Source organism: Sphingomonas parva (ex Maeng et al. 2020), from assembly GCF_004564275.1.
In the GTDB taxonomy this organism is placed as follows: domain Bacteria; phylum Pseudomonadota; class Alphaproteobacteria; order Sphingomonadales; family Sphingomonadaceae; genus Allosphingosinicella; species Allosphingosinicella parva.
Genome location: NZ_SPDV01000028.1, coordinates 83,670 through 104,338, shown reverse-complemented (window position 1 = coordinate 104,338; position 20,669 = coordinate 83,670). Strand labels below are relative to the sequence as shown.

Genomic DNA, 20,669 nt, shown 5'->3' with positions numbered 1-20,669 from the left:
GGCCGCGGTCGAGCCGCGCCTCGATCGCCGCCAGCTCCCCGGCCGCGCGCGTGCCGCCGGCCTGGCCCGGGGCGAGCGTCGCGTGCGGCGCGTCGGCGGTGATCGTCGAGGCCTCGCCGGTCGGCGTGCCGTGATCGAGCATCCACTTCCAGCTGCCGTCCTTCTGCCGCCGCCAGATCGTGAAGAACCAGCCGTGGCCGGTCCGGCCCGCCTGCTCCTGGACGAACGGGCCGGTGGTGAAGGCGAGATCGCCCGACTGGGCGATGCCGGCAAAAGCCGGCCACCATCTCAGGCTCCCCGGCGACTCCCCGGCCTCGGCGAGGAAGGCCTGCGCCGGGCGCGGATCGGGAGTGAACAGCACGCCGTCCTCGGCCGCGTAGGTCCGGAAGGCGGTGCTGATGCCCTTCTGCGCGGCCAAAGCGGCGAAGGCGCGCTCGATCTCGACGATCTCCTTGCTGTCCGGCGCGGCCACCGCCGCAGCCGGCGCGAGGAGCGGGAAGAGAAGCAGGCTCGATCGCATGGCGGGATCCTCCGGTCTCGCCGAGGGGTCAGCGGGTGCCGCGGACCGGCGCGTTGCGCTGGCGGGCGGCGAGCACGGGCGCCATCTTCTCGGCGACGCTGCCGGCGACCTCGCGGTGGCATTCGGCGATCGAGGCGAGCTCGCCGAGATCGCTGCGGTCGAACGTGCCGCAGATCCTGCGGGTGGCGAGGCGGACGCGGCGCTCGAAGGTGGCGCGGCCCTTGTCGGCGGCGAGATCGAGATCGTCATAGCGGATGCGGACCGACTTCTCGCCGGCCGCCACGGCGGGGGCCGGCGCTGCGGCCGCGAGCAGCGGCACGATCAGCACGGACGAGAGCAGAATTTTCATCGAAAGTCTCCTGGTCAGCCGCGGCGGGCGCTCGGCCCGTGGCGGTGATCCGGGGATAGGTGAAGCGCCCCGGCGAGGCGCGCCTGCTGCGATCGAGCCTCGCGGCGCTGCTGCGAAGCGCAGACCCCCGCGACGAACCCGTCGCTGCGGTCGACGAAAGGGTGGGGGGCACCGGGCGCGAAGGGCAGGCCGGAGCCCGGCCCCGCCGTCTCGGCGGCATCTCAGGGGCGGACTGCTAAGAGAGGCGAAGCATCGATCAACACCGTTCGGCCTGGGCTTGTCGAAGGCCACCTCCGCTTAGGCGGAGTAAGGGAAGGGGTGGGCTTCGACAGGCTCAGCCCGAACGGAGTGCTTTGCGCAGCGGCCGGTTCTATTTCGTCTCCGAGACCAGGGAGAAGTGGGCGCCCTGCGGATCGATTCCCGAGACGATCCAGCTGCCGTCGGGCACCGCCATCGGGCCGTTGGTGATCCGGCCGCCGGCGGCGCGGATCCGTTCGGCGGCGGCGTCGATGCCCTGGACGACGAAATAGTAATTCCACACCGGCTGCGGGGTCTGCGGCATCCGCGTCATCATCCCGCCGATCGCCTCTCCGTCGCTGCCGCCGCCGAGGCCCCACAGCCGGTATGTGCCGTAGCAGCCCATGTCCATGGTCGAGACCTCGCGCCAGCCGAACAGGTCGCGGTAGAAAGCGAAAGCGGTCTCGCCGTCCTCGGCATGGAGCTCGTGCCAGCCGACATTGCCCGGATGCATCCGGGGGAGGGGCGGCGGAACCTCGCCCTGGGGCTGCGGCGTCATGATCATGAAGGCGGCGCCGCCGGGATCGGCGACGACGGCGAAGCGCCCGACATCGGGTATGTCCGCCGGTGCGCGCAGGATCCTGCCGCCCGCCGCCTCGATCCGCGCCGCCGCAGCGTCGGCGTCGGGCACCGAGACGTAGCCGAGCCAGCCGGGCGGAGCGTCGCGGCAGTCGTCCGGGCAGGCCATCACGCCGCCGACGGCGCGGTCGCCGGCCTTGACCAGGGACTAGCCGGCGTGCGGCCCGCCGAGGTCCTCGCTCTCCCAGCCGACCACGTCGCGGTAGAAGGCCCTGGCGCCCTCGGTGTCGTTGGTCACCAGCTCGTACCAGAAGAAGGTCGGTGTCTCCGCCATCCTGCCCGCTCCCTCAGCGATCGACGATCGGGGCGAAGCCGCCCCAGAACATGCGCTGCCCGTCGAACGGCATGTCGCCCTCGGGCTTCATCCTCTCGTCGGCCATCAGCTTCTTCCAGCCCTCGTCGCGCGCCTGCTTCGACGGCCATTCGATCCAGGAGAAGACGACGGTCTCGCCGTCCACCGCCTTCACCGCCTTGCGGAAGTCGGTGACCTTGCCATCGGGCACGTCGTCGCCCCAGCCCTCGACCACCCGCAGCGCGCCGTGCTCGCGGAAGATCGGGCAGGCCTTCTCCGCCATCGCCCGATAGGCGTCCTTCTTGCCGGGCGGGACGGGCACGACGAAGCCGTCGACATAGGCGCTGCCGTCCGAGGCCCCCTCGTCGAGCAGGGACTCGAAGCCGCCGAAGATCATCCTCTTGCCGTCGAACGGCATCGAGGCGCCGAGCGCCTCCATCCGCGGATCGGCCATCATCTTCTCGTGCGCCGCGTCGCGCGCCGCCTTGTCCGGATATTCGAGCCAGGAGAAGACGACCTCCTCGCCGTCCTGCGCCTGCACCGCGCCCTTGAAGTCGGTGACCTTGCCGTCGGGGACGTCTTCGGCCCAGGCCTCGACCATTCGGCGGGCGCCGAACTCCTTGAACAAAGGCTCGGCGCCGAGCGCGTGCTCGCGATAAGCGTCCTTGTTCGCGGCCGGCACGGCCGCGACGAAGCCTTCCACATAGGTCATCGTCTCTCCTTGCTCTCTCTCCCGCCGGCGGGCGCAGCCCCGCGCGGCGGCCTCTCGGATCGTTCGACCCCTCAGGCCGGAACGGACTCCCTGGGCGCCATCGCCTCCTGCGCGGCGGCGAGGTCCATCCACATCACCTCCCAGTGATGGCCGTCCGGATCCTCGAAGCTGCGCCCGTACATGAAGCCATAATCCTGCACGGGACCGGGATCGGCTCTGCCGCCGGCGGCCGCGGCGCGCTCGATCCGTGCGTCCACCTCGGCGCGGCTGTCCTCGGAAAGGCAGATCAGCACCTGGCTGGAGACATGGGCGTCGGCGATCTCCTTGCTGGTGAACTGGCGGTATTTGTCGTGGGTGAGGAGCATCGCGTGGATGGTGTCGGAGAAGACGATGCAGGTCGCCGTCTCGTCGCTGAACTGCGGGTTCCGGGTCGCGCCCAGCGCTTCGTAAAAGGCGGTGGAGCGGGCGAGATCGGTGACCGGCAGGTTGATGAAGATCAGCTTCGACACGGGCGTCCTCCTGGCGAATCGATGTTTGACGATCATGTCGATTCTGGTTACTAAAAACAACCATGGAGTTAGAAAAAATAACCAAAACGGAATCAAGGGCTTCCCGCCGCTACGAGGATGCGTGCGGCGCCGCCCATGCGCTCGACCTGGTCGGCGAGCGCTGGGCCCTGCTCGTCATCCGCGAGCTGATGCTCGGCCCCAAGCGCTTCGGGGACCTGCGCGCCGATCTGCCCGGGATCAGCGCCAACGTCCTCACCCAGCGGCTCGAGGGGCTGGAGCAGGCCGGAGTCCTCGTCCGCCGCAGGCTGGCGCCGCCCGCCACCGTCCAGGTCTACGAGCTCACCCCCTGGGGCTATGAGGCCGAGCCGATCTTCCAGGCGCTGGGGCGCTGGGCGGCGCGCTCGCCGAGCCACGATCCCGGCCTGCCGCTCAGCGCCGTGTCGCTGCTCCTGTCGTTCCGCACGATGGTCGATCCGGTGCGCATCCGCGGCGTGAAGATGCGAGTCGGGCTGCGGCTCGGGCGCGAGGACTATCTGGTGCGGATCCACGGCGGCACGCTCGAGGTGGCGCGCGGAGACGTCGCCGAGGCCGATCTGCTGGTCAGCGGCGCGCCGCCGGCGGTGGCGGCGGCCGTCTACGGCGGCGTCGCCGCCGAGGCGCTGGAGGCCGACAAGGCGCTCGTCCTCGAAGGCGAACGCGGCCTGTTCGCCCGGTTCGTCACCTTCTTCCCCCGGCCGCCGAAGGTGGCAGACTGAGATTCCCGCCGAAGGTGGCAGGCTGAGGCTGCTCAGCGGGTCGGTTTCGCGAGCGCGTCGAGGGCGGCGCTGATATGGGCGCGCATCTGCGGCTCGCGGGTCATCTCCAGCATCGCGCTGAGGCTCGCGCGGGCCGCGGCAAGATCGCCCAGCTGCAGCTCCAGCCGGGCGCGCTCCCACCAGGCCTGGCTGTTGCCCGGGGCGATGATCGTCATCCGTTCGTGCAGGGTCAAGGCGCGCTCGTGGTCGCCGGCCGCCTCGGCGCGGCTCGCCTCGTTGAGCAGCAGCCGCACCAGCATCGCCCGGTTGGACATCGGGGAGAGGTGCTCCGGCCCGGGCTGGACGTCGGCGCCGAGCGCCTGCGAGAGGAGGGTGGCGAGGCGGTCGGCGCCGACCAGGGTGCCGCCGTTGAACGGATCGACCAGCACCGCCACCTCGTCGTCGCCGACGCGGATCAGCACGTGGCCGGGGGTGTTCAGCGCGTCGGCGCTCCAGCCGATCCGCCGGGCGAGGCCGACGTAGAGGATCGACAGGCTGACCGGCAGGCCGAGGCGCCGGTCGAGCACCCGGATGAAATCGGCGTTGTCGCGGGCGTCATAGGCCTTGCGGTCGCCGTCGAAGCCGTAATCGGCGCCGATCACCTCGGCCAATGCGAGGGCGCGCTCGGCAGGGCTCTCCGCGCCGTCGCCGGTCCTCTGCAGCGCCTCCGCCATTTGCGCGAGCTGCTCGAGATAAAGCGAGAGATCGACGTCCGGATGGTCGAGCGCCGCGATCTCCAGGGCGGCGATCTCGGGCGCGATCAGCTCGTCGTCGACGAGGCCGAGATGGGCGATCTCCTGGGTCATCTGCGAACGGACGTTCGGCGACCCGCGGCGGTTCCGCTGCTCGGCCCGGCAAGTTGATCAACCTGGGTAAATGCGCGGGCTCGCGCGCCGGAGTAGATTTGGCTCAGCAGAGGAGGCCGAATTGTTGTCCGAGACCGAGCGATCGTATCATGCGAACAGGGCGCGCGCCGAGCACGATCTGGCGCGGGTCGCCGCGTGCAAGGCCGTTGCCGATGCCCATGCGCAGCTCTCCCTGCTGCACCTGGCGCGGCTGAAGGAGGTGGACGAGCTTTGCGAAGGGACGATGCTTCGCGGGCGGCGGTGAGGCACGCCGCCTGCTGAGGCGTCAGTGGCCGGCGGACATGCCGGGGAAGACGGCGAAGCGCTTCTCGATCACGCAATCGACCCGGTGGCGATATTGCTCGAAGCACTCCATGCCCGGCCGGACGAGGCCGAGCTCGGGCTCATAGTCGCCGCGGATCGGCACCAGGGTGATCGGCGTCGCCGCGGGGATCAGCTGCGAGCCGGAGCCGACGACGAGCGTGGTCAGCACGCCGTTCATCTCGCCGTGGATGGTCGGGCGGCCGAGCAGGATCAGCCGGTACTGCCCCTCGGTATTGGTCACGAGGTAGATGTGGCCGGAGAGATGCGGGAACGAGACAAGCCCGTGCTGGGTGAAGTCCGCATCGAGCCGCGCCGCCTCGGCGAACTGCAGCAGGTTCCGCTCCGCGTCCCAGGAGATCAGGGTACGATAAGCGTAGATCGCGCCCGGCTCGTCGAGCGAGGGCCGCAGGGTCAGATAATGGCCCTCGAGCCAGCGCACGCCCTGGCGGGCGTAGGCGCCGAGCTCTTCCGGCGCGAGGCCGCTTTCCGCCACCGGCCCGGCCTTGGTCGCGGCTTCCTCGCGGAGGCGGACGGCGAGCGCTTCCTCGAGTCGCACGACGGTGCCGAGGGTGAGGGGGCGCCGGCCGGACAGCGCCTTCTCCAGCGTCGAGATGCTGATCCGGGCCTCGTCGGCAAGCCACTGGCGTGAGCGCCTGCGGCGCGCGAGCTCCTCCCGCACCTTCGCCGCGACGGCATTGCTCTGTGCGAGGTCGAAATGGTCCTGCATCGATCCCCCGGTGATTCCCCCGCCGTACGTTTCCGCACAAATCCGCACATCTCGTCAATGGCAGATCGCATGCGGACGTTGTCGCCATCAGAGATGGACGCGATTTGCCCAGATGTCCCGTGGCCGCCTTCGCCGCCGCACCGCATAGAGGGGAGCACAGGAGAAGGGGTTCGGCCGATGACGAGATGGAACAAGGAGGCGGTTCGACTAGGCGGCGGTTCTGCTGGCATCACCCTCGTCGCACTGGTGCTGGCGCTGGTCCAGGTCCTCGGCGGCGGCGCCCAGGCGCCGATGCTCTGAGGCGCCCCACGCTCCCCCGAAACAAGGACAGAGACGATGACAATCGACCATGATCTCGAGACCGGCGCCTCCAGCTTCCCCGGCACCGCAGCGACCCTTCGCAAGCGGCTCGGCGGCGAGCTCAACCGCGTGGTCGAGGCCTGGCTGCTCTGGGTCACGGTCGGCGCGCTGACCGGCGTGCTGATCCTCTCGCCGTCGCTGCAGAGCCCGACGGAGCTCGTCACCCGCCCGGCGCCCAGCGCGAGCGACATCGAGCAGGCGGTCGCCCAGGCCGAGGCCGAGGGCATCGCTGCCGGCGCCGCCATCAAGCCGCGCGCGCAGTGACGCGGCCCGATTTCCGCAGCCGGCACGCACCGCGGGGGTGAAGCCGGCGCGCGCGCGGCGGGGGCTCGTGGCCCGCCGCGCGCGCGGAATGTCCTCTCCCGAAATCGATGTCTTCGCCGCGCCCCGCGCGATCCGGCCGCGACCAGCCGCAGTTACGGCCGGAGCGGACCGATCGTCCCGGCGAGGAGGTCGGCGAGCTTGCGGTCGTCGGCGAGCGACGGGTGGCTGTGACAGCCGGCATAGTCGAGCCCGTCGAAGCGCAGGGTGACGATCCGTCCCGCGTCCGCCTTGCCGAAGGCGGCGGCGACTCTCTCCACCTCGGCGAAGAACAGGTCCGATCCCATCAGCACGAAGCGGGCCTGCGGCTGGCGGGCGCGCAGCTCGCGTACGAAGCCGACGTAGCGCGCCCGATAAGCCGCCTTCAGCGCCTCCGCGTCGCGCCACGGCTCGCCCGGGTTCAGGGCCGTCGAGAAATCGTTGGTGCCGAGGTTGATCACGATCACCTGCGGCCGCCACGCCGGATCGCTGCCTTCGACGTGGCCGGCCTCGTCCGGCTTCAGGCGCGGATAGATCGCCGGCAGGCTCAGACCGCGGCTGGTGCCGTTGTAGTTCCGCACCATGCCGAAGCCGGAATAAGCGTTGATCCGGTAATCGGCGTCGAGACGCTTCGCCAGCAAGGGCCCGAAGGCCGACTGGGTGTCGGTCGTGTCGTGGACCTCGCGATCGGTGCACGTCCGGCTGGCGGAGGTGTTGCCATAGCCGACGGTGAAGCTGTCGCCGATGAACTCGATCTGCCGCGGGCGCGCGGACGCCGGCAGCAGCGCGCCGCCCGGCGGAACGAAGAAGCCGAGGAAGCGGCCGCCGCCGCTCTGGCTCTCGGTCATCTTCTCGAGCCGGACGCTGTGCTCGCCGTCCGCCAGCCCGCCGAGCAGGATTTCGCCGCGGCCGGCGCGCTTCAGCACCATCTTCTCCTCGCCGTCGACGAGCAGCCGCATGTGCTCCGCCGGCGCTTCGATCCGCACCCCGATGGCGGTGCCGCGGAAGCGGCTCTCGAAATAGGTGCCGGGCCAGCCGAACACCCAGGCGCCGTCGTCGGCGATGACGCGTCCGCCGACGTGCGGCGCAGGATCGGTGGGGGGTGCGGCCGCGCCGAGCAGCGCCAGCGCCGGCAGCGTCAGGATGGATCGCATCGGTGATCCGTGACCTGGCGCCGGGGCCGCCTAGCGGCCGCCCTTCAGCGTCAGGTTGAGCGTGCCGTCGAACCAGCGCGCCTTGGCCTCGCCGGTCGAGCGGATGTCGCCGCGCTCGGAAAGGCTCAGCACCGTCATTCCCACCAGGGTCTCGATCGGCGTGCAGCCGACTCCGGAGACGAGCACGCGCTGGGTCTTGCCGTTCGGCTCCACCAAAGCAGCGTAGGGGACGGTGAGATCGAAGGCCTTCGCCGTCTGTCCGGGCAGGGTGCACTGCTTTGTGCGGAAGATCTCCTCGGCGATCGCGACGAGCTGCGTGTAGGGGACGTATTTCATGTTGACCTTGAGGTCGGGCATCTTCTCCCAATTGGCCGAACCGACCTGCAGCACCTCGCCGTCGCGCAGCTTGCGGTCGAGCGGGAAGGGCTGCTCTCCGGTGAAATCCTCGTCGTCGCGCAGGTCCATGATCGACTTGCTCCACGCCGAGGCGAGGCGGCACGTCTTCCGCTTCACCATGCTCGATCCGGTGGCGACGCTGTTCTCGCAGGTCACCCGGAAATCGTTGCTGGTGGTGGCCGCCGCGGGCGCGGCAAGGGCAGCACTGCCGGAGATCCCCAGCGGTACCGCGAGCAGAAGCCATTTCATCATTACCACGTCCCCCGAAACATCACCCTTTCCGGATGGTAGAAAACCGACGGCGGCGCCGCAACCGGTCTCGTCTTGCTTATTTTCAGCGACTTGCGTCCTGCGCGGGGATGCGCTTGAGCGTCGGCCGTGATGATCCGCGGAAACCTCCAGCGCCTGCTCGTCGTCGCCTTCTGGACGGCTCTGCTCTTCGCCCTGGTCATGGCGCTGCTGCCCAAGCCGCCGCGCGTGCCCGGCGATCCCGGCGACAAGGTCCAGCACGTCATCGCCTTCGCGACGCTCGCCGCTCTGGCTTCGGCCGCCTATCCCAGAACCAGGCTGGCGGTGATCGTGCTCGGGCTCGCCGCCTTCGGCGCGTTGATCGAATTCGCCCAGGCGATCCCGGCGCTTCACCGCGACAGCAGCGTCCTCGATTGGGTGGCCGATTGCGCCGCCGTCGCCGCGGTGCTGATCGTGCGGATCGCCGCGGCGCGCCTCGTCGCGACGTTCAGCCGCTGAGCAGGGCCTCCAGCCAGAACATCGTCGCCGGTCCGGCCCAGGCGAGGCCGATGCCGAGCACGACCAGCAGGATCCGGCGCCGGCGCACGCCAAGCACGAGCAGGGCGACGACTCCCGCCGCCCAGCAGGCGACGAGGGAGTAGAGGAAAGCGAAATAAGCGTTGCTGTTGATCATGCATCCCTGCGCGGCCGCCGCGGCGGGTGCATGCCTGTCCGGCCCGGCGGGGCGATGTCAATCCGCCGGCGCCGCGCGCCCGGTTGCGGTCTCGTCCAGCGCGGCGACGTCGCCGCGCAGCGCCGCCTCGAGGACGAGGCGGGCTTCCGCCGCGCCGAACGCGCGCGGATTGCCGCCGGCGGACGGATCCGCCTCCGCCAGATCGGCGAGCCGGCCGATCGCCGCCTCGTCGACGCCGAGCTCGGCCAGGCTGTGAGGGATGCGCAGGGTCGCGCGCAGCGCCAGGATCCAGGCGAGGAAGCCGTCGAACGTCGCCGGCGCGAGGCCGAGATAGGCGGCGAGCGCCTCGATCCGGCGGGTGATCGCGGGCCGGTTGAAGGCGAGGACATAGGGCATCAGCACCGCATTGGTGAGGCCGTGATGGCTGCCGAGCGTCGCGCCGATCGGGTGAGAGAGAGCGTGCATCGCGCCGAGGCCCTTCTGAAAGGCGGTCGCGCCCATCGCTGCGGCGGCGAGCATGTGGGCGCGCGCCTCCAGATCGGAGCCGTCGGCGACCGCGCGGGGCAGCCAGAGATGGACCAGACGGACGCCTTCCGCGGCGATGCCGTCGGCGAGCGGGTGAAAGCCGGGCGCGCAATAGGCCTCGATGCAGTGGGAGAGGGCGTCCATGCCGGTCGCCGCGGTGACGTGCGGCGGCAGGCCGACGGTCAGCTCCGGATCGAGGATGACGATCGCGGGCAGCATCTTCGGGTGGAAGAGGATCTTCTTCACCCCGGCCGCCTCGTCGAGGATCACGCCGGCTCGGCCGACCTCGGAGCCGGTCCCCGCCGTGGTCGGCACCGCGATCACCGGGGCGATGCCGGCCGGATCGGCGCGCGACCACCAATCGTCTTTGTCCTCGAAATCGAACAGGGGCCGGCTCTGGCCGGACATGAAGGCGACCAATTTGCCGACGTCGAGCGCGCTGCCGCCGCCGAAGGCGATCACGCCGTCATGGCCGCCGGCGCGATAGGCGGCGAGGCCGGCCTCGACATCGGCGCCGGTGGGATTGGCGCTGATCGCCGAGAACAGGCCGGTGTCGATGCCCGCCGCCTGATTGGCGGCGATCGCCGCCTGCACCATCTCCATTGCCGCGAGCGAGGGATCGGTGACGAGCAACGGTCGCTGCATTCCGGCGGCGCGGCAGGCGTCCGCCAGCTCCGCGATTCGCCCGGCGCCGAAGCGGATCGCCGTCGGGTAGTTCCAATTGGCGTGCGGAACCATCAGGCGCTCCTCAAATGGAAGGATCGCGGCCGGGTGACCGAGTCGAAGCCGTAGCGGCCGAGCGAGGCGCCGCGGCCGCTGTCCTTCACCCCGGTCCAGGCGAGGCGCGGATCGAGATAGTCGCAGCGGTTGGCGAAGACGGTGCCGGCCTCGATCCGCGGGGCGAGCCGGCGCGCGGCGTCGAGGTCCTGCGTCCAGATCGACGCGGTCAGGCCGTAGGCGGAGTCGTTGACCAGGCGCAGCGCCTCTTCGTCGCCCTCCACCTTCATGATCCCGACCACCGGGCCGAACGTCTCCTCGCGCATCAGCCGCATCCCGTGATCGACGCCGGTCAGCACCTGGGGCATCAGCCAGGCGGTGCCGGGCGCGTCGGCCGGGAAGAGCTGGCGTGCGACATGCGCCTCGGCGCCCGCCGCCAGCGCCTCGCCGGTCTGGGCGCGAACCTCGCCGGCGAGCCGCGGGCTGGCCATCGGGCCGAGGCTGGTCTCCGGATCGAGCGGGTCGCCAAGCCGGTAAAGCTCGGTCGCCGCGACGAACGCGTCGACGAACGGATCCCAGACGCTCTCCTCGACATAGATGCGCTCGATACCGCAGCACGATTGGCCGCTGTTGTAGAAGCTGCCGTCGACCAGCCCCTCCACCGCTGTGTCGAGCGCCGCGTCCGCGCGCACATAGGCCGCATCCTTGCCGCCGAGCTCAAGCGTCAGCGTGGTGAAGCGGCGGGCGGCGGCCCGCTCGACGGCCCGCCCGCCCGCGACCGAGCCGGTGAAGGTGGCGTGATCGATCCGGCCGGAGGCGAGCAGCCGGACGACGTCGTCATGGCTGAGGAACAGGTTGTGGAACAGGCCCTCGGGCAATCCTGCGCTCGCCAGCGCCTCGGCGAAGCGCTCGCCGGCGAGCGGAGTCTGGGCGGCGTGCTTGAGCAGCACGGCATTGCCGGCGAGCAGCGCCGGCACGATCGTGTTGGCGGCGGTGAGAAACGGGTAGTTCCAGGGCGCGAGAACCAGGACGAGCCCGGCAGGCACCCGGGTCACGAAGCGTCCCGCCTCCGGATCGCCCACCGGGCCGAGCGCTTCGGGCACGAGCGCGAGCATCTCCTTCACCCGCTCGGCGAGCGAGCGGAACTCGCCGCTGTAGCGGACCGGCCGTCCCATCTGCCAGGCGAGCTCCGGGACGATCAGAGGATTGAGCGCCTCCATCGCCTCGACGAAGCGGCCGAGGACGCGGCAGCGCGCGTCGAGCGGCACCTGCGCCCATTCGCGCTGCGCCCGCCGCGCCTCCTCCAGGGCACGCTCGATCTCGGCCGGGGAGGCGAGCCGCCGCCGCGCCACCTCGCGGCCGTCGACCGGCGACAGGCAGACGATCTCGTCCATCAGATGATCTCGAAATAACGGGCGAGCTGCCAGTCGGTGACCGCCTTGCGCGCCTCCCGTTCCTCCCATTCGCGGGTGGCGGCATAATGATCGACGAAAGCGGCGCCGAACAATTCGCGTGCGGCCTCCGATCCGCGCAGCCGCTGCGCCGCCTCCCACAAGGTGGCGGGGAGGCGGCGCTCGGGCGGCGCCTCCTGGGCATAGGCATTGCCTTCGATCGGCGCGTCGGGCTCGATCCGATGCGCGATGCCCCACAGGCCGGCGCCGATCGCGGCGGCGAGCGCGACATAGGGATTGATGTCGGCGGCGGTGATCCGGCACTCGACGCGCTGCGCCTTCGCCGATCCGCCGATCACGCGCAGCGCGCAGGTCCGGTTCTCATGCCCCCAGCTCGCCGAGGTCGGCGCCCAGAAGCCCGGGATCAGCCGCGTGAAGGCGTTCACCGTCGGCGCCAGCATCGCCAGGAGCTCGGGCATCAATTGCTGCTGGCCGCCGACGAACCAGCGCATACGGTTGGACATGGAGAGCGGATTGCTCTCGTCGAAGAACACAGGCTCGCCGGTCGCGCGGTCGGTCAGCGACATGTGGAGATGGCCCGACTGGCCCGGCCAGTCGACCGACCATTTCGCCATGAACGTCGCCATCCAGCCGCGGCGCTGGCAGAGGATCTTGGTCATCGTCTTGAACAGGGCGGCTCGGTCGGCGGCCTCGAGCGCCTCGTCGACCGCGATCGCCGCTTCGATCACGCCCGGCCCCGTCTCGGTATGCAATCCCTCGAGCGGCATGCGCATCGCCTCGCACAGGCTCCACAGGTCACGGTAGAAATCGGCGTGCACACCGGAGCGCAGCATCGAATAGCCGAAATGGCCGGGCGTGATCGGCTTCAGGCCGCGATAGCCCTTGTCGCGGATCGAGTTCGGCGTCTCCTCGAACACGAAGAACTCGAACTCCGCCGCCGCTTTCACCGCGAACCCCATGTCGTCGGCTCGGCCGAGGATCCTGCGCAGCAGGCCGCGAGGGCAGATCGTCTCCGCCTCGCCGGCGAACTCGCCGAGGATGAGCGGCATCCCGTCCTCGAACGGAATGGCGCGGAGCGTCTCGGGGATCAGGCGCACCGAGGCGTCGGGATAAGCGGTGTGCCAGCCGGTGTAGGCGGCATTGTCGTAGAGCTGGTCGCTCGAGTCCCAGCCCAGCACCACGTCGCAGAAGCCGAAGCCCTTCTCTAGCACGGAGCGGAGCTTGTCCGCCGACATGTATTTGCCGCGGAAGATGCCGTCGATGTCGAACACGCCCACCTTGGCGCAGGGCGGATCGCGCTCCGCCAGCAGCTTCATGATCTCCGCCGGATTCGCCTGCATGCTGGCCCGCCTCGAGAAAGTGCCGGCCAGACCTAACCGATCCGCCGCACGCGGGCGAGCCCCCGACATTAGCCCGGGTCAGCGGCGCTGGAGGGGGTCTGTTGCCCTCCGGCCACGGCGCCCGCTTTTCGCGCGCCGCAGCGCCGCACCGGAGCGTCATGCGTTGACAGCTGTCCTCACGATATGAGATCGTGTCCCACATTATAAGATAGTGGCGTGGGAGAGGGTTTCCCCCTCCGAGTCTCGTCGGATGCGTTCGGTTTCCCGAAGACGGAGATGGACATGCACTTTCGCGCACGGCCGCGCTCGCTGAGCGGCGCTTCCCTTCCCAGCCTCGCCCTTGCCGCCGCCTTCGCGGCCCTCGGTGCCACACCCGCGCTCGCCCAGCAGGAGCCCGGCGCCACCGTCGAGCCCGGCGACGAGACCACCGCCCAGGATCAGGCGGCGGAGGCGCAGCCGGCCGGCACGGCGGCCCAGCCGGAGGAAGACATCGTCGTCACCGGCTTCCGCGGCGCCCTGCAGAGCGCGATCAACGCCAAGCGCAACTCGAACGACATCGTCGACGTCATCAACGCCGAGGACATCGCGGACTTCCCCGATGCGAACCTCGCCGAGTCGCTGCAACGCGTGCCCGGCATCTCGATCGAGCGCGACGCCGGCGAAGGCCGCAACATCACCGTGCGCGGCCTCGGCGGGGATTTCTCGCGCGTCCGCCTGAACGGGCTCGAGGCGATCTCGGCGACGACCGGCTCGACGCTGGGCTCGACGATCAACCGGGGCCGCGGCTTCGATTTCAGCCTGTTCGCGTCGGAGCTGTTCAACTCGATCACGGTGCGCAAGTCGCAATCGGCCGAGATCGACGAAGGCTCGCTCGGCGCGACCGTCGACCTGCAGACGGCGCGCCCGTTCGACAGGAAGGGCCTGCGCGGCGCCGCCTCGGTGCAGGGCGCTTATTACGAAATGGGCAAGCACGTGCAGCCGCGGGTCGCTGCGCTGATCAGCGATACGTTCGCGAACGATACGATCGGCGTGCTCGTCTCCGGCGCCTATTCCGAGCGTACGGTCGAGGAGGAAGCCTATTCGAACACCGCGCTTTCCGATTTCTGGGAATCGCAGCAGGGCTTCTGCCCGGTCGTGCCGGGCACCGCGGTCACGCCGATCAACACTCTGGTGACGACGGCGCCGTTCACGCCGAACTGCACGCCCGCGCCGGGGCCGGTCCCTGGCTCGACCCCGGCGGCCTATGCGGAGGTCGCGCGCGCCGGCGTCTTCGTCCCGCGGCTCCCCGGCTACGGCCGGTTCGTCAACCGGCAGAAAAGGCTCGGCCTCACCGCCGCAGTCCAGTGGCAGCCGAGCGACAGGACGCTGCTCACCATCGACGGCGCCTATTCGCGCTACGACCAGCGCAAGAACGATCTCGCCACCAATCCGATCAGCTTCAACCGCGGCAACGGCACCGCGGCGGGCAGCCTGACCGCGCGCCAGGCAACCGGGCGGCCGAACATGAAGATCCGCGAGGCAGAGGTCGATGAGACCGGGCTGCTCCGCTACGGCGTGTTCGACGACACCGATTTCCGCATGACCAATGCGTTCGAGCGCTCGGTGACCCACTTCTGGCAGGTCTCGGGCGCCTTGCGCCAGGAGTTCGGCGATCGCGGCGTGCTCAACGTGCTGGCCGGCGAATCCCGGTCGCTGTTCAAGGTGCCGGAATTCACCCTGATCTCGTTCGATCGCCTCGACAGCGACGGCTTCGTCTTCGATTCCCGCGAGGACAAGCGCCGGCCGATCCTGAACTTCGGCTTCGACGCCTCCGATCCGGCGAACTGGAACTTCATCAACGGTTATTCGGACATCCGCGTCCAGCGCCAGCGGGTCGACAACAAGTTCCGCAACGCCAAGGCCGATTTCGCCTGGGAATTCGATCAATATGTCACCGGCAAGGTCGGCTTCGCCTACAAACGCTTCACGTTCGAGACGCAGAGCCAGTCGCGGCTGACCTCGACGATCATCAACGCGCCGATCCCCGCCGGCTCGTCGGTGGCCTCGCTCAGCCAGCCGATCACCAATTTCGGCCGCGGGCTGAACCTGCCGGAGGGCTCGACGACCAGCTTCATCGTGCCCGACATCGACGCCTTCGAGGCGGTCTACGATTACAATTGCAACTGCCAGAACGCCCTCGGCGATTTCCGCATCGGCACCGCCGCCGCGCTCGGCAACAACCGCTTCGTCCGCGAGACCGACACCAGCCCCTATCTGCAGCTCGATTTCGATCTGCCGCTGAACGAGACGATTCGCCTGCGCGGCAATCTCGGCGCCCGCTATGCCTGGACCAAGCAATTCTCGACCGGCTTCATCTCCGCTGCCTTGCCGATCGTCGAGGCGCGGCGCTCGTACGAGGATTTCCTGCCGGCCGCGAACCTTGCGGTCGAGGTCGGCGAGGACCTCGTCTTCCGCTTCGCCGCCGCCAAGGCGATCTCGCGGCCGGCGCTCAGCAATCTGACGCCGGGCGGCGCCGTCAGCACGACCGGCAACCTGTTCACCTCGACGGTCGGCAACCCCGAGCTCGAGCCGTTCCGCTCGAACAATTACGACGCCAGCGCCGAATGGTATTTCATGCCCGGCGCCGTCCTCCAGGTCGCGGTGTTCCAGAAGGACCTGAAGACCTTCGCCCAGCAATTGCTGACCCAGACGACCGTCGGCAACAGCGGCATCCCGGCCTCGGCCTTCCCGGCCGGCACCGACCCCAACACGCCGCTGAACATCACCAATTTCCAGACCACCGAAGGCGGCCGGATCCGCGGCCTCGAGGTCAACTATCAGCAGCCGTTCACCTTCCTGCCCGGCTTCCTCAGCAACTTCGGCGCCCTGCTCAACTACACCCACATCAACTCGAAGATCAGCTATTTCCTGACGGCGAACCCGAACGGGCCGGTGCTCCGGGACCAGCTGATCAACGTCTCGCCCCACTCGTTCAACGCGACGCTCTATTACGAGAAAGGCGGCTTCTCGGCGCGCCTCTCGGGCGCCTATCGCAAGGAGTATCTGCGCCAGGTGCCGCTGCGCGCCGGGCTCGCCGATGCCACCGGCTCCTATTCGACCTTCAACCTCGATGCCGCTTTGTCCTACGATCTCACCGACAATATCGGCATCAACATCGACATGCTGAACCTCACCGACCAGCCGACCGACTTCTGGGACGGCAAGACGATCCGCGACCAGCAGGTGTTCAGCAAGACCGGCCGCCAGTTCTTCGTCGGCGCCCGCTTCAAGTTCTGACGGGCAGAGCGGTGGGAGCCTAAGAGATCCGGATCGCGGCGAAACGCTCCGGATGGGCCGCCTCGCCGCGGAAGTTCGAGAAGGTGAGGCCCGGCGCGTTCTCGGCCTGGAGGGCGTGGGTGAAGCTCTCGGGCAGGGCGCCGGACCAGCGCACGGCGCAGTCGCGCAGGGTGACGGCCTCCGCGTTGCGGATGCTGATCGCCGGGGTGGGGTGGGGCTCGATCGGCGGCACGACCGCGGTCGGTCGGTTGTCGAAAACGGCGCCCGGATAGGCGGTCGTGCGGCCGAGCGTCAGGTCGACCCGCTCGAGCGTGACGTCGCGGACGCGGCCGCCGCCGAGCCCCTCGATCCGGACGCTGTTCTCGGCGCGGCCACGGACCCGCTCGACCCGGACGTCGCGGATCGTGCCGACCTTCGTGTCGGCGTTGCGCGGGATGGCGGTGAACGAGATCGCCTCGCCGCGGCCCCACCAGGGCGCCGAGTGATAGCGGGAGACGAAATCCACGTCGCGGAACAGGATGTCGTGGACGTCGCCCGGATCGCGAAGCTGGATGGTGAGGCCGCGGCAGCTGGACACGATCCGGCAGCGCTCGAAGCGGATGTCGTGGATGTCCTGGGTCGTCTCGGTGCCGATCTTGAGTCCGGAATCCTGGGTGTCGAGCACGCAATCGTGGACATGGATGCGGGTCGACGGGCCGTATTGCGGGAAGGCGGCGGTGGTCTTGATCACGGTCGCGTCGTCGCCGCAGGTGATCCGGCAGTTGCGGATCACGACGTCCTGGCAGTGATCGGGATCGATGCCGTCGCAATTGGGCACGTCGCGCTGGTTGCGGATCGTGATGCCGTCGACCAGCACTCCGCGGCAGCCGACGAGATGGACGGTCCAGCTCGGCGCGTCGACGATGGTGACGCCGCGGATGGTCAGCCGCTCGCAGTCCTCCAGCACGATCAGGCGCGGGCGGAACGCCTTGGGGATCCACCATTCGTCGGCGGCGTCGTAACGCTCCATGAACTCCGGCGAGCGGCCGTCGATCGTGCCGCTGCCGCTGATCGTCAGGCCGGGCGCGCTCTTCGCATGGAGCAGGGAGGGCTGGGCGTAATCGGCGGGATCAATGCTGACCCGGAGCACGCCATCGACCCGAAAGTCGATTCCGGCGGCGAGGCGGAGCGGGCCGGTCAGATAGGTTCGTCCGCGCCGCAGCAGCACGCGTGCTCCGCCGCCCGCCGCAGCCGCCGCGTCGATCGCGCGCTGGATGGATTGCGTATCGGGGGTCCTGCCGTCGCCGGCCGCGCCGTAATCCTCGACGTCGAAGATGCGCACGGCGGCCGCGGCGGGCAGGGCGCGCAGCGCGGCGGCCGCGCCGGCGAGCAGGGCGAGCAGCCGGCGGCGCGCCAGGCCGCTCATTTCGGCGGATCCGCGACGAACGAGACGTCCCAGACCTTGGCGAGGCGGGCGCTGCCGCCGGGCCCGGAGGCGCGGAGCACGACGACATATTTGCCCGGCCGGGCATAACGGTGGACCGGGTGCTGCTCGGTCGAGGTCCCGCCGTCGCCGAAATCCCAATGCCAGCCGGTGACGCTACCCCGGCTCTCGTCGCGGAACGCGACGATCCGGCGGTCGCGGTCGATCATGGTGAAGCGCCAGTCGGCCGCGAGGCGGGGCGGCGGATCGCGCGGCATCAGCCGGAACGCGCGGAGCTGCGAGGCCTGGCCGTACATCGTGTGCGCGTCGGACAGGTTCCAGAAGCCGCTGCGCGCCGCCGGCCCGTCGCGGTCGATCACCGCCCAGGACATCGCGATCACCTTGTCCTCCTCGAGCTTCGTCTCGATCGAGCGCCCGGGCCCGTCCGGCGAGGCGAGATCGAACGGGGTGATCCAGAATTCGAGGGTGAGGCGCCCGCGCCCGCCGGGCCTGAAGTCGTAGCGGTAAGCGGCGTTGGCGAACGGCAGGCGCTTGATCCAGTCCGCCTGCGGACCCCAGGCCATCGCCCAGTCACGCTCCCCCGGCGGCGTGAAGATGTGGTAATTCTGGGCGTGGATGTTCTGGAAGCCGAACCAGGCGTCTTCGTCCGACATGGCGAGCGGTCCGGGCGTCGCGCCGGGGCGGGACGCGAGCTCGGGATGGAAACGGGCGATCAACGGGCCGCCGGAGCGGTCGCCGTCGACGACCAGCTCGAAGATGTCGCCGCCGAGGTCGAGGCCGGCGAAGTCCCAGTGATCGTCCTCGGCCTCGTAGAGGAAGAAGAGGCGGTTGAGGCCCTTCACCCAGCCGACGCGGACCCGGACCGTAAGGCTGGCCGGATCCGGCCGGCGACTCGATCCGTCGTCGGCGGCGAGCTGCGTGGTGTCGACGACATATCCGTCGCCGACCGCGCCCCAGTCGGCCGGATCGCCGTCGATGCGCGGGATCGCGTCGGCGGGGAACTGGAAGATCCGGTAGCTCTCCTGGCGCGGCTGCGCCGTCGCGACCGTGGCGAGGATCAGCGCGGCGGCGAATCCAAGCCAGGCAGTCCGCATCGGCCTCTCTCCCCGTCAGGGCGACTCCCGCGTCGCGCCGGGCCTATTGGAGGTTCACGAAGGCGCCGCCGTCGACCAGCAGCGAGGCGCCGGTGACGTATCTGGCGAGATCGGAGGCGAGGAACACGATCGGGCCCTCGAGGTCGTCGGGCTGGCCGAGCCGGCCGAGCGGCACCCGACCTTCCATGTACCTGCGCTTCTCGTCGTCGGCGAGATCGTCCTTGTTGATGTCGGTCAGGATCGTGCCGGGCAGCACCGAGTTGCAGCGGATGCCGTATCTGCCGAGCGCGATGGCGGTCGATTGCATCAGCGAATGAAGGCCCGCCTTGGTCGGCGTATAATGGGTCTGATACTCGCCGCCGACCAACGCCGAGATCGAGCTCACCGCGATGATCGCGCCGCCATGGCCCTGCTTCACCATCTGGTTGGCCGCCGCCTGGACCATGAAATAGGCGCCGTGGAGGTTCACCCGCATCGTCCGCTCGAACGTCTCGACCGGCATGTCGAGGAAGGCGTGGAAGGGGCAGATGCCGGCGTTGTTGACGAACACGTCGACCTTGCCGAACGCCTCGACCGCACGCGCGACGAAGTCCGTCGCGGTCTCGGGATCGGAGACGTCGCCCTTCACCGCGAGGCCGCGCTGGCCGAGCTTCTCGATCTCGGCGACCGCGCTCTCCGCCCCGGCGACGTCGCGCGAGAAGTTGATCGCGACGTCGGCGCCGTGGCGGGCCGCGCCGATCGCGGCGGCGCGGCCGATCCCGGCCGAGGCGCCGGTGACGAGAACGGTCTTGCCTTCGAGCAGCTTGGTCAATTCAGTCTCCTATTTCTGGCGGCGCCCCCGCCCGGCCGGCGCGGCGTCCGGATTCCAGCCGAGCTCCCCGCTGATCGTGTTGGCGGTCGCGACGACGTCGTGGGTCAGCGACTCCATCCGTTCGTCGTCCATGTACTGGGCGGCGCTCGACACGCTGATCGCGCCGAGGATATTGCCGCTGGCATCGCGGATCGGCGCCGCGACGCAGCGGATCTGATCCTCATTCTCCTCGAGATCGTAGGCCCGGCCGGCCTCGACATAACCGCTCATCCGCTCCAGCCAGGTCGCGTAATCGGCATGGACGCTCGACGTCTTCTGGTCGCCTTCGAACAGCGCCTTCCAGCGTTGCTGGCCCTCGTCGAGCAGCAGCGCCTTGCCGAGGCCGGTGGAGGTGAGGGGGTGGCGGTCGCCGACCCGGCTGCTGATCACGATGCGGCGTCGGCCCGGGATCTTGTCGAGATAGAGCGCGCGGTCGCCGTCGAGGACGCCGAGATGCACCGTGTCCTCGGTCTGCTCGGCCAAAGCCTCGAGCCGCGGGCGCGCGATCTGCACCAGGTCGGCCTGCTGCTGCGCCTGGAAGCCGAGCTCGAGCAGCTTCGGCCCGAGCTGGTAGCCGCGGCCGGGCACGAGCGTCAGATAGCGGCGCTCGATCAGCGCGTTGGCAAGGCGATGGGTGGTGCTCCGGGTCAGGCCGAGCCGGGTGGCGAGCTCGCCGAGCGAGGCCGGCCCTTCCGCCACGCCTTCGAGCACATCGAGGCCGCGCAGCAGCGTCTGGCTGCCGGACGGCCCGCGACTGGCCTTAGCCGAATTTTCCTGCTCCGCATCGTCGCGGCGAATTGACGTCCCCTGTCTCATCACGTAATACTCTATCCCATATTGTGGAAAAGCCAAGCCGGAATTTACCCCGGTCGGAGAAGCGATCGTTCGGGCGGGAGGCGGAAGGACCTGTGCTTTGCGTGCGGCGTTCCTCCTGCTCCGCGTTCACCGTTCC

Annotated in this window: 24 protein-coding genes and 1 pseudogene; 6 read left to right on the top strand and 19 right to left on the bottom strand. The window is 69.7% G+C overall.

Going from position 1 to position 20,669, the window contains the following annotated elements; translation table 11 throughout:
• From E2493_RS14235 to E2493_RS14215, 7 genes and pseudogenes are all read right to left on the bottom strand, one after another.
• Positions 1-520: YybH family protein (locus tag E2493_RS14235; protein ID WP_404828324.1), on the bottom strand; the 520-nt coding region annotated here is incomplete at its 3' end.
• 28 nt (positions 521-548) lie between these two features.
• On the bottom strand, positions 549-869 hold the full coding sequence (locus E2493_RS14230) for a UrcA family protein (protein WP_135087923.1): 321 nt from the start codon (positions 867-869) through the stop codon (positions 549-551).
• A 370-nt stretch (positions 870-1,239) separates the two neighbouring features.
• Entirely contained in the window at positions 1,240-1,854 is a 615-nt protein-coding gene (locus E2493_RS14225; protein ID WP_225421486.1) for a VOC family protein, read from the bottom strand.
• 39 nt (positions 1,855-1,893) lie between these two features.
• A complete protein-coding gene (locus E2493_RS22110; RefSeq protein WP_263854094.1) occupies positions 1,894-2,019 on the bottom strand; it encodes a VOC family protein in 126 nt (41 codons plus the stop codon).
• Between the two features lie 13 nt (positions 2,020-2,032).
• On the bottom strand, positions 2,033-2,434 hold the full coding sequence (locus E2493_RS21890) for a DUF1428 domain-containing protein (RefSeq protein ID WP_404828325.1): 402 nt from the start codon (positions 2,432-2,434) through the stop codon (positions 2,033-2,035).
• Positions 2,435-2,452: 18 nt separating this feature from the next.
• Positions 2,453-2,749 (bottom strand): annotated as a pseudogene (locus E2493_RS21885) (DUF1428 domain-containing protein); the annotation flags it as partial.
• 71 nt (positions 2,750-2,820) lie between these two features.
• Positions 2,821-3,258, bottom strand: a complete 438-nt coding sequence (locus E2493_RS14215; RefSeq protein WP_135087919.1) for a VOC family protein — start codon at positions 3,256-3,258, stop codon at positions 2,821-2,823.
• 62 nt (positions 3,259-3,320) lie between these two features.
• On the opposite strand from E2493_RS14215, the gene E2493_RS14210 reads away from it, so the two are divergent.
• A complete protein-coding gene (locus E2493_RS14210; protein WP_135087917.1) occupies positions 3,321-4,013 on the top strand; it encodes a winged helix-turn-helix transcriptional regulator in 693 nt (230 codons plus the stop codon).
• Between the two features lie 32 nt (positions 4,014-4,045).
• On the opposite strand, the gene E2493_RS14205 is transcribed toward E2493_RS14210, so the two are convergent.
• Positions 4,046-4,858, bottom strand: coding sequence for a SirB1 family protein (locus E2493_RS14205; protein WP_135087915.1), 813 nt, complete (start codon positions 4,856-4,858; stop codon positions 4,046-4,048).
• A gap of 124 nt (positions 4,859-4,982) precedes the next feature.
• Here E2493_RS14205 and E2493_RS14200 point away from each other — a divergent pair, with 124 nt between their 5' ends.
• Positions 4,983-5,162: a hypothetical protein gene (locus tag E2493_RS14200; protein WP_135087913.1), complete on the top strand. Its 180-nt coding sequence runs from the start codon at positions 4,983-4,985 to the stop codon at positions 5,160-5,162.
• Between the two features lie 21 nt (positions 5,163-5,183).
• On the opposite strand, the gene E2493_RS14195 is transcribed toward E2493_RS14200, so the two are convergent.
• On the bottom strand, positions 5,184-5,948 hold the full coding sequence (locus tag E2493_RS14195) for a helix-turn-helix domain-containing protein (RefSeq protein ID WP_135087911.1): 765 nt from the start codon (positions 5,946-5,948) through the stop codon (positions 5,184-5,186).
• 177 nt (positions 5,949-6,125) lie between these two features.
• Between E2493_RS14195 and E2493_RS22105 the strand changes: the two genes are divergently transcribed.
• Complete coding sequence (locus E2493_RS22105) at positions 6,126-6,248, top strand: hypothetical protein (RefSeq protein WP_263854093.1); 123 nt, start codon at positions 6,126-6,128, stop codon at positions 6,246-6,248.
• A gap of 36 nt (positions 6,249-6,284) precedes the next feature.
• Positions 6,285-6,572, top strand: a complete 288-nt coding sequence (locus E2493_RS14190) for a hypothetical protein (RefSeq protein ID WP_135087909.1) — start codon at positions 6,285-6,287, stop codon at positions 6,570-6,572.
• A 152-nt stretch (positions 6,573-6,724) separates the two neighbouring features.
• Here the strand turns inward: E2493_RS14190 and E2493_RS14185 are convergent, their stop codons facing one another.
• Both E2493_RS14185 and E2493_RS14180 read right to left on the bottom strand, forming a co-directional pair.
• Complete coding sequence (locus E2493_RS14185; protein WP_135087907.1) at positions 6,725-7,762, bottom strand: SGNH/GDSL hydrolase family protein; 1,038 nt, start codon at positions 7,760-7,762, stop codon at positions 6,725-6,727.
• A gap of 30 nt (positions 7,763-7,792) precedes the next feature.
• Positions 7,793-8,410: a hypothetical protein gene (locus E2493_RS14180; protein ID WP_135087905.1), complete on the bottom strand. Its 618-nt coding sequence runs from the start codon at positions 8,408-8,410 to the stop codon at positions 7,793-7,795.
• A gap of 129 nt (positions 8,411-8,539) precedes the next feature.
• Here E2493_RS14180 and E2493_RS14175 point away from each other — a divergent pair, with 129 nt between their 5' ends.
• On the top strand, positions 8,540-8,905 hold the full coding sequence (locus E2493_RS14175; RefSeq protein ID WP_135087903.1) for a hypothetical protein: 366 nt from the start codon (positions 8,540-8,542) through the stop codon (positions 8,903-8,905).
• Here the strand turns inward: E2493_RS14175 and E2493_RS14170 are convergent.
• From E2493_RS14170 to E2493_RS14155, 4 genes are read right to left on the bottom strand one after another with little or no spacing between them, the layout of a single operon-like run.
• Entirely contained in the window at positions 8,895-9,080 is a 186-nt protein-coding gene (locus E2493_RS14170; protein ID WP_135087901.1) for a hypothetical protein, read from the bottom strand. The genes E2493_RS14175 and E2493_RS14170 overlap by 11 nt on opposite strands.
• Positions 9,081-9,137: 57 nt before the next feature.
• Complete coding sequence (locus E2493_RS14165) at positions 9,138-10,343, bottom strand: iron-containing alcohol dehydrogenase (RefSeq protein ID WP_135087899.1); 1,206 nt, start codon at positions 10,341-10,343, stop codon at positions 9,138-9,140.
• A complete protein-coding gene (locus tag E2493_RS14160; RefSeq protein ID WP_135087897.1) occupies positions 10,343-11,716 on the bottom strand; it encodes an aldehyde dehydrogenase family protein in 1,374 nt (457 codons plus the stop codon). Before E2493_RS14160 ends, E2493_RS14165 begins: the two co-directional genes overlap by 1 nt.
• The gene (locus tag E2493_RS14155; protein WP_135087895.1) at positions 11,716-13,074 is read right to left on the bottom strand and encodes a glutamine synthetase family protein; all 1,359 of its coding nucleotides are present in this window, start codon (positions 13,072-13,074) and stop codon (positions 11,716-11,718) included. Before E2493_RS14155 ends, E2493_RS14160 begins: the two co-directional genes overlap by 1 nt.
• A gap of 282 nt (positions 13,075-13,356) precedes the next feature.
• On the opposite strand from E2493_RS14155, the gene E2493_RS14150 reads away from it, so the two are divergent.
• Positions 13,357-16,350 (top strand): TonB-dependent receptor, encoded by a 2,994-nt coding sequence (locus E2493_RS14150; RefSeq protein ID WP_167737538.1) that lies wholly within the window; start codon positions 13,357-13,359, stop codon positions 16,348-16,350.
• A gap of 19 nt (positions 16,351-16,369) precedes the next feature.
• On the opposite strand, the gene E2493_RS14145 is transcribed toward E2493_RS14150, so the two are convergent.
• Genes E2493_RS14145 through E2493_RS14130 form a run of 4 tightly spaced genes read right to left on the bottom strand, consistent with a single transcriptional unit; the run spans position 16,370 to position 20,533 of the window.
• Positions 16,370-17,755, bottom strand: coding sequence for a glycoside hydrolase family 28 protein (locus tag E2493_RS14145; RefSeq protein ID WP_135087891.1), 1,386 nt, complete (start codon positions 17,753-17,755; stop codon positions 16,370-16,372).
• Entirely contained in the window at positions 17,752-18,867 is a 1,116-nt protein-coding gene (locus E2493_RS14140) for a PKD domain-containing protein (RefSeq protein WP_135087889.1), read from the bottom strand. Before E2493_RS14140 ends, E2493_RS14145 begins: the two co-directional genes overlap by 4 nt.
• 43 nt (positions 18,868-18,910) lie before the next feature.
• Positions 18,911-19,678, bottom strand: coding sequence for an SDR family NAD(P)-dependent oxidoreductase (locus E2493_RS14135; RefSeq protein ID WP_135087887.1), 768 nt, complete (start codon positions 19,676-19,678; stop codon positions 18,911-18,913).
• A 9-nt stretch (positions 19,679-19,687) separates the two neighbouring features.
• Entirely contained in the window at positions 19,688-20,533 is an 846-nt protein-coding gene (locus tag E2493_RS14130; protein WP_135087885.1) for an IclR family transcriptional regulator, read from the bottom strand.
• Positions 20,534-20,669 lie beyond the last annotated feature (136 nt).

Coding starts and splice junctions, on each gene's coding strand:
- E2493_RS14230 (WP_135087923.1), bottom strand. CDS start 869: ATGAAAATTCTGCTCTCGTCCGTGCTGATCGTGCCGCTGCTCGCGGCC.
- E2493_RS14225 (WP_225421486.1), bottom strand. CDS start 1,854: ATGGCCTGCCCGGACGACTGCCGCGACGCTCCGCCCGGCTGGCTCGGC.
- E2493_RS22110 (WP_263854094.1), bottom strand. CDS start 2,019: ATGGCGGAGACACCGACCTTCTTCTGGTACGAGCTGGTGACCAACGAC.
- E2493_RS21890 (WP_404828325.1), bottom strand. CDS start 2,434: ATGATCTTCGGCGGCTTCGAGTCCCTGCTCGACGAGGGGGCCTCGGAC.
- E2493_RS14210 (WP_135087917.1), top strand. CDS start 3,321: ATGGAGTTAGAAAAAATAACCAAAACGGAATCAAGGGCTTCCCGCCGC.
- E2493_RS14205 (WP_135087915.1), bottom strand. CDS start 4,858: ATGACCCAGGAGATCGCCCATCTCGGCCTCGTCGACGACGAGCTGATC.
- E2493_RS14195 (WP_135087911.1), bottom strand. CDS start 5,948: ATGCAGGACCATTTCGACCTCGCACAGAGCAATGCCGTCGCGGCGAAG.
- E2493_RS22105 (WP_263854093.1), top strand. CDS start 6,126: ATGACGAGATGGAACAAGGAGGCGGTTCGACTAGGCGGCGGTTCTGCT.
- E2493_RS14190 (WP_135087909.1), top strand. CDS start 6,285: ATGACAATCGACCATGATCTCGAGACCGGCGCCTCCAGCTTCCCCGGC.
- E2493_RS14185 (WP_135087907.1), bottom strand. CDS start 7,762: ATGCGATCCATCCTGACGCTGCCGGCGCTGGCGCTGCTCGGCGCGGCC.
- E2493_RS14180 (WP_135087905.1), bottom strand. CDS start 8,410: ATGATGAAATGGCTTCTGCTCGCGGTACCGCTGGGGATCTCCGGCAGT.
- E2493_RS14175 (WP_135087903.1), top strand. CDS start 8,540: ATGATCCGCGGAAACCTCCAGCGCCTGCTCGTCGTCGCCTTCTGGACG.
- E2493_RS14170 (WP_135087901.1), bottom strand. CDS start 9,080: ATGATCAACAGCAACGCTTATTTCGCTTTCCTCTACTCCCTCGTCGCC.
- E2493_RS14165 (WP_135087899.1), bottom strand. CDS start 10,343: ATGGTTCCGCACGCCAATTGGAACTACCCGACGGCGATCCGCTTCGGC.
- E2493_RS14160 (WP_135087897.1), bottom strand. CDS start 11,716: ATGGACGAGATCGTCTGCCTGTCGCCGGTCGACGGCCGCGAGGTGGCG.
- E2493_RS14155 (WP_135087895.1), bottom strand. CDS start 13,074: ATGCAGGCGAATCCGGCGGAGATCATGAAGCTGCTGGCGGAGCGCGAT.
- E2493_RS14150 (WP_167737538.1), top strand. CDS start 13,357: ATGCACTTTCGCGCACGGCCGCGCTCGCTGAGCGGCGCTTCCCTTCCC.
- E2493_RS14145 (WP_135087891.1), bottom strand. CDS start 17,755: ATGAGCGGCCTGGCGCGCCGCCGGCTGCTCGCCCTGCTCGCCGGCGCG.
- E2493_RS14140 (WP_135087889.1), bottom strand. CDS start 18,867: ATGCGGACTGCCTGGCTTGGATTCGCCGCCGCGCTGATCCTCGCCACG.
- E2493_RS14130 (WP_135087885.1), bottom strand. CDS start 20,533: ATGAGACAGGGGACGTCAATTCGCCGCGACGATGCGGAGCAGGAAAAT.